The 14,038-nt window shown below is 48.8% G+C and carries 8 protein-coding genes and 1 CRISPR repeat array; of the genes, 5 read left to right on the top strand and 3 right to left on the bottom strand.

Features of this window, described 5'->3' with window-relative positions; all coding sequences use genetic code 11:
- Nucleotide 1 precedes the first annotated feature (1 nt).
- A CRISPR array of direct repeats spans nt 2–2,270; the repeat unit is 25 nt; unit sequence AATTGGATTAAGTTGGGATTGAAAC.
- Between the two features lie 242 nt (nt 2,271–2,512).
- Both ACEW9O_RS17925 and ACEW9O_RS17920 read right to left on the bottom strand, forming a co-directional pair.
- Nucleotides 2,513–3,328, bottom strand: a complete 816-nt coding sequence (locus tag ACEW9O_RS17925) for a DUF4249 domain-containing protein (RefSeq protein ID WP_373551561.1) — start codon at nt 3,326–3,328, stop codon at nt 2,513–2,515.
- 139 nt (nt 3,329–3,467) lie between these two features.
- On the bottom strand, nt 3,468–5,846 hold the full coding sequence (locus tag ACEW9O_RS17920) for a carboxypeptidase-like regulatory domain-containing protein (protein ID WP_373551560.1): 2,379 nt from the start codon (nt 5,844–5,846) through the stop codon (nt 3,468–3,470).
- A 444-nt stretch (nt 5,847–6,290) separates the two neighbouring features.
- On the opposite strand from ACEW9O_RS17920, the gene ilvD reads away from it, so the two are divergent.
- The 3 genes from ilvD to ilvN all read left to right on the top strand — a co-directional run bounded on the left by ilvD (nt 6,291) and on the right by ilvN (nt 10,485).
- Entirely contained in the window at nt 6,291–7,967 is a 1,677-nt protein-coding gene (gene ilvD, locus ACEW9O_RS17915; protein WP_373551559.1) for a dihydroxy-acid dehydratase, read from the top strand.
- 121 nt (nt 7,968–8,088) lie between these two features.
- A complete protein-coding gene (gene ilvB / locus ACEW9O_RS17910; RefSeq protein WP_373551558.1) occupies nt 8,089–9,831 on the top strand; it encodes a biosynthetic-type acetolactate synthase large subunit in 1,743 nt (580 codons plus the stop codon).
- 114 nt (nt 9,832–9,945) lie between these two features.
- Nucleotides 9,946–10,485: an acetolactate synthase small subunit gene (ilvN, locus tag ACEW9O_RS17905; protein ID WP_373551557.1), complete on the top strand. Its 540-nt coding sequence runs from the start codon at nt 9,946–9,948 to the stop codon at nt 10,483–10,485.
- Between the two features lie 100 nt (nt 10,486–10,585).
- Here ilvN and ACEW9O_RS17900 read toward each other — a convergent pair whose 3' ends face one another.
- The gene (locus tag ACEW9O_RS17900; RefSeq protein WP_373551556.1) at nt 10,586–11,671 is read right to left on the bottom strand and encodes a branched-chain amino acid aminotransferase; all 1,086 of its coding nucleotides are present in this window, start codon (nt 11,669–11,671) and stop codon (nt 10,586–10,588) included.
- A 120-nt stretch (nt 11,672–11,791) separates the two neighbouring features.
- Between ACEW9O_RS17900 and ACEW9O_RS17895 the strand changes: the two genes are divergently transcribed.
- Nucleotides 11,792–12,244, top strand: coding sequence for a hypothetical protein (locus ACEW9O_RS17895; protein WP_373551555.1), 453 nt, complete (start codon nt 11,792–11,794; stop codon nt 12,242–12,244).
- Between the two features lie 6 nt (nt 12,245–12,250).
- Nucleotides 12,251–13,948 carry a GMC oxidoreductase gene (locus ACEW9O_RS17890; RefSeq protein ID WP_373551554.1) on the top strand — a complete coding sequence of 566 codons (1,698 nt, stop codon included), beginning with the start codon at nt 12,251–12,253 and terminating at the stop codon, nt 13,946–13,948.
- Nucleotides 13,949–14,038: the final 90 nt, after the last annotated feature.

The raw sequence follows: 14,038 nt of genomic DNA, 5'->3' as shown, positions 1-14,038 counted from the left end.
CAATTGGATTAAGTTGGGATTGAAACTAAAATAACCTCGAGGCGGTTGGTGCTGCGTACGGACTCGCAATTGGATTAAGTTGGGATTGAAACTTGATAAATTCGATGAGCGCAAGGTGCGCGTGACGGCTCGCAATTGGATTAAGTTGGGATTGAAACACGCCAACGCCGTCAGCAAAACCGAATCCACCCGCTACTCGCAATTGGATTAAGTTGGGATTGAAACCGAAGAGCCCGAGCGCCGTACCACCATGATTACAACCTCGCAATTGGATTAAGTTGGGATTGAAACAGGAACGGTATTCACGTAGCCAGGCTTGGCCTTGTTCTCGCAATTGGATTAAGTTGGGATTGAAACAATAACCTTGCACATCAGAGAGGATACCCCCAATTACTCGCAATTGGATTAAGTTGGGATTGAAACAAAATGCTGGGCGAAATACCCAGCTGAGAAACCACCTCGCAATTGGATTAAGTTGGGATTGAAACGCGGTTCCGGTTTGTACAATGTGATCAGAATTAAATCTCGCAATTGGATTAAGTTGGGATTGAAACGCGCTACACCGGAGGCTTCTTCGACGTAACTGGCCAGCTCGCAATTGGATTAAGTTGGGATTGAAACCTTGTTGGGGCTGGTGAGGGACAACCCACTCACCCCGCTCGCAATTGGATTAAGTTGGGATTGAAACAACTTTAAACCTTTCAAGTAACACCCTTTCAATTAGTCTCGCAATTGGATTAAGTTGGGATTGAAACCTGAATTTGTTTGTGATTGATTGGAAGATTTTAAACTCGCAATTGGATTAAGTTGGGATTGAAACTCAAATCACTTTCCGGTTCGTACCGCGTTGGTTCTTCTCGCAATTGGATTAAGTTGGGATTGAAACCCGTATTCCGCGAAGGATTGAACGGCGACGCTCAGGCTCGCAATTGGATTAAGTTGGGATTGAAACATAGTTCACCGTCCGTTGTGGCCCCGAATAGGACGTCTCGCAATTGGATTAAGTTGGGATTGAAACGCGACAAAGGCACCTTAACTACAAAATCCACCGCAACTCGCAATTGGATTAAGTTGGGATTGAAACATGATCACCGCGCCGCTGAATGCCCTACCGAACATCCTCGCAATTGGATTAAGTTGGGATTGAAACAGGTTATCACCCTTCTTGCCCCACTTCGCCCCCAGCTCGCAATTGGATTAAGTTGGGATTGAAACTTTGCACCGATATGTACAGTCACAACAACCTTTTTACTCGCAATTGGATTAAGTTGGGATTGAAACTTATTTGTTTTGGGTCTGGCAGTGTTGCTCCTGTGACTCGCAATTGGATTAAGTTGGGATTGAAACAAATACATAATAATATCAAAATCAAAAACGTATGAACTCGCAATTGGATTAAGTTGGGATTGAAACTGGTGTAGCGCTCCGACCAGGATGGATTGCCTTTGCCTCGCAATTGGATTAAGTTGGGATTGAAACAAGCTAAAGCCGAAGCTGAACAGGCTGAAGCGGATGCTCGCAATTGGATTAAGTTGGGATTGAAACCGAACATCGACCTCATGCAAATGTACCTGGATGAACCTCGCAATTGGATTAAGTTGGGATTGAAACCTTGCAGCAGGGAGGATTTCTTTCCAGTTGGCAGAGCTCGCAATTGGATTAAGTTGGGATTGAAACGTAGGAGCGGACGCAATAAATTTATATGCGAATCCGCCTCGCAATTGGATTAAGTTGGGATTGAAACCTACACGCCTTTGACTTTGAAGAGGGATTTGAATACCTCGCAATTGGATTAAGTTGGGATTGAAACTCATGGGTAAGTGCGCGACTGTGGGCGGAGCTTGAACTCGCAATTGGATTAAGTTGGGATTGAAACATCACCGCACTATACGACATCATTGTAGAACTGAATCTCGCAATTGGATTAAGTTGGGATTGAAACAAGTAATGCAAGGAACGGGCAAGAAATCCGGTTTTCCTCGCAATTGGATTAAGTTGGGATTGAAACACATTCAGGGCGAAGCAAACAAACAAATACGATGGTCTCGCAATTGGATTAAGTTGGGATTGAAACCTCGTTGACCTTGAATTCCTCAGGTACCAAACATTCTCGCAATTGGATTAAGTTGGGATTGAAACTTAGCATCGAAAAACGGCACCCGCGTAGCCGTCCCCTCGCAATTGGATTAAGTTGGGATTGAAACTACAAATGGATTTACGAACAACCAAATAGTATACCACTCGCAATTGGATTAAGTTAGGATTGAAACTTTCAATCGAATCAATCAATGGTAAGAAGAACGAGAATGACAAAAACCGCTCCCGGGGACTTCCACTAAAAGAAGGCTTGAAATACCAAACAATCAGCCAAACCCCTACCTACCTTACAACGCTTCACCCACAAAAAACACGCAACCTACCAGCCTTACTTGATGCAAAACAATCAAATCACCTCAAGTCTAAAAAAACCAGAGGGGCTCTAAAACGTCCCCTCTGGCACAATGTATGAAACTTATTTGTCTACTTTTAAGGTAGCCGTAGCCACTGGTGCAACCAAAAAATACCCTCGGGCACCTCCACTCAGGTTGGTATACACATTCGCGGGTTGGCCGCTAAACATGCCCCCATCATTGTCGAGATTGGCCGCCAGGTCGCTGTAAAACTTGAAGGCATTGCGCGAGATGTTTAATATTTCAATTTTGGCCTCATCCTGGGCCGCGTAATAAATCGGAAAAGGTAAACCATCAATGCGCCCATTCAGCAGTTTGTCTTCACTGAAATAAATGGTCTGGCCTTCGTCATTCTCCAATTTGCCGTTGCGGTAAAAATTGAACAGGTAAAAATCCTCGGTTTCCTGCGGTTCTTTGACGTAGAGCAGCACTTCGTAAAAACGGGCGCTGTCCTCGGGGTCTTTCATTTCATCTTCGTCGAGGCGGTAGGTCAAACTGTCGTAGTCCACGATGTTGTTCATTTTATCGGAAGCCTGGTAGGTTTTGCCTTCCGATTCGATCAGCAAAGTGTAGGTATGTCCGGCAATCCCGGCAAACGCTTGCTCCGACACATACAGCCCCGGTTCTTTTTCTACAAAACGAAACTCATGATTGGCGTCATCTTTGACCCGCACCATCGCTCCCGAAACCACCGGGGCTTTACCCGTCGAGCCAAAGGGCCGACTTTTGCTCAGTTTGACGATTTGGGGCTGGTACTGGTTGTTCACACTCCCCTCTACAATCAGGACACCTTCGAGTTGTTCGAGGTCCAATTGGATGGTTTTTTCACAGGCCAAAAGGCTCAATAGCGCCATGAGCGCAAATAGGATATTTTTCATGATAGTATTTTTGGGTTGAGGAAGGTTGAGAAGGTTTAGGAAGGTTTAGGCTACCGCAAGCGATTTTGACAAAGTCCTTGTCTAAGTTACTCGCGGTAGCCTAAACCTTCCTAAACCTTCTCAACCCCCTCAACTTTAATTAAAATTTGAAACTCCAGGTCACATACGGCAATACCGAAAACAGGTACACCAGCCGCGCCTCTTTCTCCGTACCATCCCCAATGATATTGCCTTCGTCATCCTGCTTGGTGCGGGTGTAAATGGTGAATGGATTCTGCCGATTGTACACATTGTAGATGCCAAAGACCCAAGTGTTTTGCCAACGGCGACCCTTGTTTTTGGCAGGATCAAAAGTCGCCGCGATGTCCAAACGGTGGAAATCGGGCAAGCGGTAACCATTGCGGCCCGAGTACAAATTCGCTTCATAATTGCCAAAGCTGTACTTACCCGTAGGCAAGGTAATCGGGCGACCCGTGGCGTATGTGAAATTGCCCCCAACGCTCCAGCGGGGACTCAAATCGTAGGTCAAGGAAAGATTGAAACTGTGGCGGCGGTCGTAATTGGCTGGGAAAGCCTCGCCGTTGTTCACCGTAGGAATTGTTACATCCGTTTTGCTCAGGGTGTAGCTGGCAAAACCCCGCAGGTCGCCCACATTGCGGCGCAGCAACAATTCCAGTCCGTAGGAAGTGGCCTTGCCCTGGCGGAATTCCGTAGCGATGTGTTCATTGAAAAAAATGTTGGCGTTGTCCGCAAATTCGGTGATGTTGTCCGATGCTTTGTAGTAGGCTTCTGCCGAAAACTCCCAGGTGTTTTTGTTCAGGTTTTTGAAGTAACCAATCGCCACCTGATCCGCTTTTTGAGGCTTCAGATAAGGCGAGCTGGGCGACCAGGTGTTGAAGGGAATCGGCACCGTAGAATTGGACAACAAGTGGATGTATTGCACCATGCGGTTGTACGAAAACTTCAAGGAGCTGCTGTTATTCAACTGATACCGCGCCGCAAAACGGGGCTCCGGATTGGCAAAAGAGGCAATCACCTGCCCTTTTTTGTAACGAGTTGAATCGGTGATGCTGTAATTCACATTGTCCGAAGCATTGGCGTAGGTGTAGATGGTTTCAGCCCCCAAATGTTGGAAGAGGGAAAAACGCACCCCGTATTGCATCGATAAACGCTCGGAAACCTTTTGCTCCGCACCCACATACAGCGCCTGATCCAGCGCATAGCGAGCCTGTAATTTGGTGGGTTTAAAAATGGTGTTGTCGCCATTGGGCCGAATGTCTCCCGGTTGAAACTGGCGGTAGGTACCCTGATAACCAAACTGCAAGGTGAATTTTGGACTGGGAAACCAAGTAAAATCCTGCTTGATAGAGTACTCCTTTTGGTTGGCGTCCCAGCGAAATCCTTCCAGGGCATCTTTTTGCTCCAGGGTATAATCAAAATCGCTGTACACCAAAGTGGTATTGGCAAACAAACGCTCGTTGAATAAATGGTTCCAACGGAAAGTGGTGGTTTTGTTGCCCCAATCCATTTGAAAATCATCACCGAAGCGCATGATGTCCCGACCTGTATAAGCCGATAGAAAAAAGCGGTTGTTGTTGTTGATTTTCCAGTTGAGTTTGCCATTCAGGTCGTAAAACTGGACGCCAGTGCCCTTCAAATCTGGGATTTGTTTCATGATCAAATCCACGTACGAGCGGCGGGCGGCCAGGATAAAGGAGGCTTTGTCTTTCACAATCGGCCCTTCCAGACTGGCCTTGGCCGCCAAAGTGCTCACACTGCCCGCTGCTTCCAACTGCCGGGCATTGCCATCTTTGGTGCTGACTTCGAGCAGGGAGGACAAACGCCCACCGTACTTGGTAGGAATCCTCCCTTTGTACAATTCCGCACTTTTTAAAATGTCGGCGTTGAACACAGAAAACAAGCCAAACAAGTGCGATACATCGTATACGGGTGCCTCGTCGATCAGGATCAGGTTTTGATCCGCTGCCCCACCCCGCACGTAAAAGCTGGAGGTCCCTTCTCCCGCGCTGGTCACCCCGGGCAAGGTTTGTATGGTTTTGATGATGTCGGGTTCGCCCAGCAGAGCGGGCAGTTTTTTGACTTGGGCGATGGGCACGTCCAGGCGGCTCATGGCAACCTCTCGTACGGCTTCATCGGCCTTTTTATCCGAAATTTGCACTTCTTGCAAGGTCTGGGCGTCGGCCAACATTTCAACGTTCAATTCCAGATCTCGGTCCAAATTGATCTCCTTGCTGATGCTTTGGTAGCCGAGGTAAGAAAAGGTCAAGCGATATGCGCCCGGGGCCAGGGTCAGGGAATAAAACCCGTAGGTGTTGCTGGTGGCCCCACTTTTGAGGGGCTCTACCCACACGTTGACGTAGAGCAGTTCTTCCGCCGAGGCAGCGTCTTTGATGTACCCGCTCAGGGTGTACTGTTTTTTGGCGGCTGATCCTGGGTTTTGGGCAAAAATAACCCCAAAACTCAAGGTCAGCACGACCAGAGTGGCGATGGTTTTCATAATAACAGTCGGTGGTTTGGTGGGTTTAGGAGGTTGAGAAGGTTTAGGGAGGTTTAGGCTACCGCGAGCGACTCAGACAAGGACTTTGTCAAAATCGCTCGCGGTAGCCTAAACCTTCCTCAACCTCCCTCAACTTTCCTCAACCTCTTTTTAAATCCTTTCATGAAACTAGATGGGAAAAACATCACCCGCCCCTATCTATTCCTTTAAAATAATTCATATTTATCCGTTTTTTAACTTTCACCAGGCTACAAACCATGCCCAAACCACCATTTTCCCACCACAACGATTCGTAAGAAAACATCATTTAAACACGTATCATCCAACAACTTACAATCCAAAACCTAAAATTACTGCTTCGTAACTGTACCCAAATTTAAATTCGTTGGAAAACAAAACCACCCTTACCTTTGAATAACGCATGATATCAACGAAAATACGGACATGGAATTGAACAAGTACAGCAAGATCATTACGCAAGACAGCTCACTACCCGGCGCACAAGCCATGTTGTATGGCATTGGTCTGTCAGAGGAGGATTTGAAAAAGCCCCAGGTTGGAATCGTCAGCACGGGCTGGGAAGGCAATACCTGCAACATGCACCTGAATGGTTTGGCAAGTCTGGTCAAACAAGGGGTATTGGAAAGTGACCTGGTGGGTTTGATTTTCCATACCATCGGGGTCAGCGACGGGATTTCAAATGGCACCTCCGGGATGCGTTATTCCCTGCCTTCCCGCGACCTCATTGCCGATTCGATTGAAACCGTAGCGGGTGCGCAATTTTACGACGCCATTGTCCCCATAGTGGGTTGTGATAAAAACATGCCTGGTGCCATGATGGCCCTGGGTCGCCTGAACCGCCCTTCAATCCTGGTGTACGGCGGTACCATTAGTTCCGGCCATCACAATGGCCGCAAACTCGACATCATTTCTGCTTTTGAAGCCTACGGCCAGTCCGTAGCTGGAAAACTGGATGACGCCGAGTACAAAAAAATCGTGCAAAACTCCTGCCCAGGCTCCGGTGCCTGCGGCGGTATGTATACGGCCAATACCATGTCTTCGGCCATTGAAGCCCTGGGCATGTCCCTGCCTTTCAACTCTTCCATCCCGGCCAATCACCCAGAGAAATTGAATGATTGCCACCGGGTAGGGAAAGCCATCCTGAATATATTGGCCAAAGACCTCAAACCCCGCGAAATCATGACCCGCGAAGCATTTGAAAATGCCATCCGCGTCATCATTGTCCTCGGCGGTTCCACCAATGCGGTGCTGCACCTCATTGCCATGGCCAAATCGGTTGGGGTAAAACTGGGCATCAACGATTTCCAGGCCATGAGCGACAAAACGCCCCTGCTGGCCGACCTCAAACCTTCCGGCAAATACGCCATGGAAGACTTGTACGGCGTAGGTGGGGTACCTGGAGTGATGAAAATGATGTTGGCGGAAGGCCTGCTGCACGGCGATTGTATGACCGTAACGGGAAAAACCGTAGCGGAAAATCTGGCCGAGGTGGATGGACTTACTCCCGAGCAAGCCATCATCAAACCTTTCAGCGAGCCGATCAAAGAATCGGGTCACATCCAGATTTTGTACGGCAACCTCGCTACCGAAGGAGCTGTAGCCAAAATTACGGGCAAAGAAGGGGAATACTTCCGTGGCCCGGCGCGCGTGTTTGATTCAGAAGAAGCGTTAAATGCTGCAATCGCCGCTAAACAATTGAAGGCCGGTGAGGTTATAGTAATCCGTTACTGCGGTCCACGTGGTGCCCCGGGTATGCCCGAAATGCTCAAACCAACTTCCGCCATCATGGGTGAAGGTTTAGGCGATAAGGTAGCCCTGATCACCGACGGTCGTTTTTCGGGTGGTACCCACGGCTTTGTCGTTGGCCACATCACCCCTGAAGCGGAGCGCGGCGGCAACATTGCCCTGGTACACAATGGCGACGAAATCAGCATCGACGCGGGGAACAATACCCTCATTTTGCACGTTGATGACGACGAGTTGGTCATCCGCCGCGCTGAGTGGATTGTGCCCCTACCGAAAGCAACTTTTGGAATCCTAGCCAAATATCGACACATGGTCTCATCTGCCAGTGAGGGATGTGTTACTGATCAATTTTAACTTTGGTTGAGGAAGGTTGAGAAGGTTAAGAAGGTTAAGGCTGCCGCAGCGACTTAGATGCAGGCGAAACTCAACCTTCTCAACCTCCCTCAACCTCCCTCAACCCTCAAACAGTCCATGTATGGAAAGTTCGCAGGCGACAGCCACTTTAGAGCCACAGGCCGCTACCACTGCAACGAAAATTTCAGGCGCAGAAGCGGTACTCCGTTGCTTTTTAGAAGAAGGAGTAGATACTATTTTTGGTTACCCCGGCGGCGCGATTATGCCCATTTACGATGCCCTGTACGATTATCAGGATCGACTGCGGCACATCCTCCCCCGCCACGAGCAGGGAGCGGTCCACGCTGCCGAAGGTTATGCCCGCGCTACCCGCAGAATTGGGGTCGCGATGGCCACTTCCGGCCCAGGTGCAATGAACCTGGTCACGGGGCTTGCTGATGCTTTATTGGATTCTACCCCGATCGTCTGCGTCACCGGTCAAGTCTTTTTTCACCTGCTGGGAACCGATGCCTTCCAGGAAACCGATGTGATCAATACCACCATGCCGGTTACCAAATGGAACGTACAAGTTACCCGGGCTGATCAGATTCCAGCCGCAATGGCCAAGGCCTTTCACATTGCGAATACCGGTCGTCCAGGTCCCGTTTTGGTCGACATCACCAAAAATGCGCAGAACGAGCTCATGGAGTTCTCCTACCAGCGCAAACCCGTCATCCGCAGCTATCATCCTGCTTCCAAGCCGGATGCCGAAGCACTGCGCGATGCTGCTGAGTTGATCAACAATGCCCAGAAGCCGCTCATTTTGGCGGGTCATGGCATCCAGATCGCCCATGCACAGGAAGAATTTAAAACTTTTGTAGAAAAAACGGGCATTCCGCTGGCTTGTACCATCCACGGTTTGTCCAGTATCCCCAATGAGCACCCCCTACACATGGGTATGTTGGGCATGCACGGCAACTACGGCCCGAACATCAAACAAAACGAATGTGATGTGCTCATTGCCATCGGTATGCGTTTTGACGACCGGGTAACGGGCCGCCTCGACAAATACGCCAAACAGGCTAAGGTCATCCACATTGAGATCGATCCTTCGGAAATCAACAAAAACGTCCACGCCCACGTCCCCATTTTGGCGGACGCCAAACAGGCATTGAAGGGTTTGTTGCCTTTGGTCAAAGAAAAATCTTACCCTGAATGGTTGGCCGAGTTCCATACCTGCGACGACATTGAATACAGCAAAGTCATTCAGCACGACATGCAACCCTCCCCCGAAGGGGAAATCCGCATGGGTATGGTGGTCAACGAAGTATCGGAGCAAACCAAAGGTATGGCCATCGTCGCTACCGACGTGGGCCAACACCAGATGGTGGCTGCCCGCTACTACAAATTCAAAGATACCAATCAGTGGGTTTCTTCGGGTGGTGCAGGTACGATGGGTTATGGTTTGCCCGCGGCTATGGGGGCCAAAATGGCTCAACCTCACCGCGAAACTGTCGTTTTCATTGGCGACGGTGGCTTCCAAATGACGCTGCAAGAATTGGGTACTTGTGCGCAGTGGCACATCGGCGTGAAAATCGTGATCCTGGACAACAACTTCCTGGGTATGGTGCGCCAATGGCAGCAGTTGTTCTTCGAACGCCGCTATTCCGTAGTAGAATTGGTCAATCCCAATTTTGTAAAAATTGCCGAGGGTTTTGGTGTCGCTGGCAAACAAATCACCAAGCCAGAAGAATTGAAGGACGCCATTGCCGAGATGTTGGCCCACGATGGGCCCTATCTTTTGCACGTGAGTGTAGAAAAAGAGGCAAACATTTTCCCGATGGTACCGGCGGGCTGTGCGGTGGATGAGATCGTTTTAGAATAAAAGGTGAGAAGTGATAAATGATGAGTGATGAGTGATGAATTAGATACGGTTAACTTAGACTCTAAGCTAATTCATCATTCATCACTTATCATTCATCACTAACAATCAAAAACCATGACAAAGGAATATACGCTTACCGTTTTTACGGAGCACCAAACCGGGATGTTGTCGCGGGTAGTATCCATTTTTACCCGACGTTACATCAACATCGAAAGTTTAACGACCTCCAAATCTTCGATGCCAGGCATCCACCGTTTCACAATTGTGGTGAACGCAACTGAAGATGTGGTACGCAAATTGTGCGGCCAATTGGAGAAACAAGTGGATGTGCTGAAAGCCTTCTACGACGACAACGATGAAATCGTTTACCAGGAAATTGCCTTGTACAAAATTCCTACGCAAAAGTTTATGCAGGGCAATCGGCTGGAAAAGCTGATTCGCCGCCACAACGCCAAAGTATTGGAAATCGAAGAAGAGTACATTGTCGTGGAAAAAACCGGGCATGCCGACGAGACCGAAGCGTTGCTCGAAGCCTTGAAAGAAATTGGCATTTATGAATTCGTCCGCTCAGGTCGGGTAGCCATTCCACGGCCGATGGAACGTTTGAGCAAGTATTTGCGGCAATTGGAATTGGAAGCGGAGGAGACTTTGTAAGCCATCAATTGCAGTCAAATAAAATGCTGAGGGGCATCGTACACAAGTTTTACTTCGTACGATGCCCCTCAACATTTTGGCACATTAGCATTTCAGCGGATTACCCCATCAACGCCTCAACCTCCATCTCAACAGGAACCATCCAGCCTCTGGTATCTTCAATCCGCCCCGTACGCAAGCCTTCAATTTCGGATTTCAACATACTACCAATTTTACGCGACTCTACCGCAGGCAAGGTCATCAGGTGGCCATTGTAGCTGATTTCGGATACGTGTGAAACCACTGCTGCAGTTCCTGCTCCAAAACACTCCTGCAATTTGCCCGCTGCGTGTGCGGCAACCACCTCATCGATGGTGATGATTCTTTCTTCTACTGGAATACCTTTGTCCCGCAAAATGTGCAGGAAGCTATCCCGGGTAATGCCTTTCAAAATGGTGCCATCCGTATAGGGTGTAACCACTACGTTGTCAATTACAAAAAAGATGTTCATCGTACCCGACTCCTGAACGTTTTTGAATTCAGGGCCTTCCAGCCACATCACCTGGTCAAAACCTTTTGCCAGCGCATTCTGAGCAGGTAGTAATGACGCTGCATAATTGCCAGCAGCCTTGGCTTCGCCAGTACCTCCTTTGCTCGCGCGGATGTACTGCGTTTCGGCTATCAAACGGACTGGCTTGGAGTAGTATGGTCCAACTGGACAGGTAAAAATGATGAACTTGTAGCTATCTGAAGGTCTCACGCCAATGAATTCATCGGTAGAGAACATGAATGGGCGCAGGTACAGCGCACTTTCTTCACCAGAAGGAATCCAGTCGGCTTCTAGCCCCACGATGGCATGTAGCGCGTCCAGAAACAGGTCTTCAGGGAATGCGGGCATACACATGCGCGCAGCCGAAGCGTTGATGCGCTGCAGGTGCATTTCCGGACGCAGCAACATAGGCTGACCTTCCTGATTTTTGGTGGCCTTCATGCCTTCAAAAATTGACTGGCCATAGTGCAGAACCATCGATGCAGGATGCATTTCAAATGGTGCAAATGGCTCAATGCGTGGGTTCACCCACTCTCCCCCTTCATAATCCGCCACAAACATGTGGTCGGTGAATACCCGACCGAATGGAAGGTTATTAAAGTCCAGCGTTGACAGTCTGGAATTTTGGGTCCTCGTGATCTGGATTTTGTTTTTCATGGTGATCAACAAATTTTCAACGAAATTACATAAATTTATGCGAAGATTCTAGCTTTCACAGCAAATACCGATTTTTATTCGGCATTATTTGGGTTATCAACTGGATTAAAGAATTATATTTTGAACACTTCGTTTTTCGACTACAAAGTATTCGTTCCCGGGGAAAGTGCCGAGCAGCATCAAAAACTCATGGGTAAACATGCCAAAGGGCTTTTGTTGCTGCTTGTTACCCATGAGCAACAGGCCGAGCTTTTGGATTTTTTGAAAAAAATCCTCATCGCCGTACAGTTTGACCTTGAGGAAGATACCGCCTATTTAGACATTAACGCAACGGAAGCCGTAAACGTGGCCTCACTAGCCGCAATAAATGCATCCAAAATGGTAATTTGTTTTGGTTTTGCGTTGCCACAGCTTGGATTTCACTTCGAAATCCCCAACTACTACCCTTTTAAGCACCAAGGCACTACTTATTTGTTCGTCGATGACCTGCTGGCCATTTACGAAGAACGCCAGGCGGGGGGGAAAAAGTTGTCGGGTGCCTTGTGGAAATGTTTACAGGAGATGTTTAAATAAGTAAAAATGGAAATCGTCAATTCAAACAAGCGAAAATTTGATGCCATCGTCATTGGTTCAGGGATGTCCGGAGGAATAGCGGCCAAAGAATTGTGTGAGAAAGGGCTAAAGACACTCGTGCTGGAGCGCGGCCCCAAACTCGACCACATTGCCGATTACCATACCGCCAATACCCCTCTATGGGAATTGCCCCACCGCAATCGTGAAACCTGGGAAGATAAAAATAGCACTCACCCCATTCAATCTAAGTGTTACGCCTTTAATGATGGCACCCGGCATTTGTTTGTACGCGACGACGAAAATCCTTACCAACAAGTCAAACCTTTTTCCTGGATTCGTGGCTACCATGTGGGTGGCAAAAGTTTGATGTGGGCCCGCCAAAGTTACCGCATGGCGCCCCTTGAATTTGAAGAAAACGCCATCGATGGACATGGCAACGATTGGCCCATCCGCTACAATGATCTTGCCCCCTGGTATTCCTACATCGAACGTTTTGTAGGCATCAATGGCCTAAAAGAAGGCCGCGAGATGTTGCCCGATGGCGAGTTCCTGCCCCCAATGGAGTTGACGCCCATTGAAAAAAACTTCAAAGCGGCGGTCGAGCAGCAATATCCAGGCCGCTACGTCGTCACGGGGCGAAGTGCCAACCTAACGGTCAAACACAATGGCCGAGGCCCTTGCCAATACCGCAACCTCTGTCATCGGGGTTGCCCATATTCTGCCTATTTCAGCAGCCAATCTGGCTCTTTGCCCGCGGCGGCGGCCACCGGGAAGATGACTTTGCGCCCGGATAGCATCGTCCACAGCATCATTTACGACGAAAGCAAGGGCAAAGCCACGGGAGTTCGGGTCATCGATGCCAATACCAAGGAGATGGTGGAATATTCTGCCAAAATCATCTTTGTGAATGCGGCTACCCTCAACACTACCTTGATCCTTTTGAACTCAACTAGTAATCGTTTCCCCAATGGTTTGGGCAACGATTCGGGCGTTTTGGGCCATTACTTGATGGACCACAACTACCGCACCGAGGTTTCGGGCGCCCATGAGGGGTATTTGGACAAATATTACAAGGGGCGGAGGCCAAATGGGTTTTACGTTCCCCGCTTCCGCAATGTGGGCGCTGACAAACAAAAAGAATACCTGCGTGGCTTTGCCTTTGGGGGCAGTTGCGCGCGTTCGGGCTGGGAACAGGGCATTGGGCGCAAAGGTTTTGGCGCCGATTTTAAAAACGAGATCACCAAGCCCGGCCCCTGGAGCATTTTTATGCAATCGCAGGCGGAAATGTTGCCCGAATTCAACAACCACGTCAAACTCAACCAAAAGATCACCGATTCATGGGGCATGCCTACCCTGGACATTGACTGTGCCTACGGTCAGAATGAAGACAGGATGGACAAGGACATCACCCTCGTTGCTCAGGAAATGCTGGAAGCCGGTGGGTTCAAAAACATCAACATCAACTACAACAACGGAAAACCAGGGATTGGCATCCATGAGGTAGGCACAGCTCGAATGGGTAAAGACCCCAAAACCAGCATGCTCAATGGCTGGAACCAAATCCACACGGTGAAAAATGTTTTTGTTACCGATGGCGCGAGTTTGCCGTCACAAGGCAGCCAAAATCCAAGCATCACCTTTATGGCTTTGACCGCAAGGGCTTGTGATTATGCGGTGAAGGAGTTGAAGAAGAGAAATCTGTAAGATTGGGTTGAGGTGGTGAGAAAGTTTAGAAGGTTGAGGCTACCGCGAGCGTTTTTGACAAGGACATTGTCTAAGTCGCTCGCGGTAGCC

Source organism: Haliscomenobacter sp., from assembly GCF_041740695.1.
Classification (GTDB): Bacteria; Bacteroidota; Bacteroidia; order Chitinophagales; family Saprospiraceae; genus Haliscomenobacter.
Note: the sequence above shows the minus strand (reverse complement) of the source record. Positions and strands in the feature narration are given on the sequence as shown.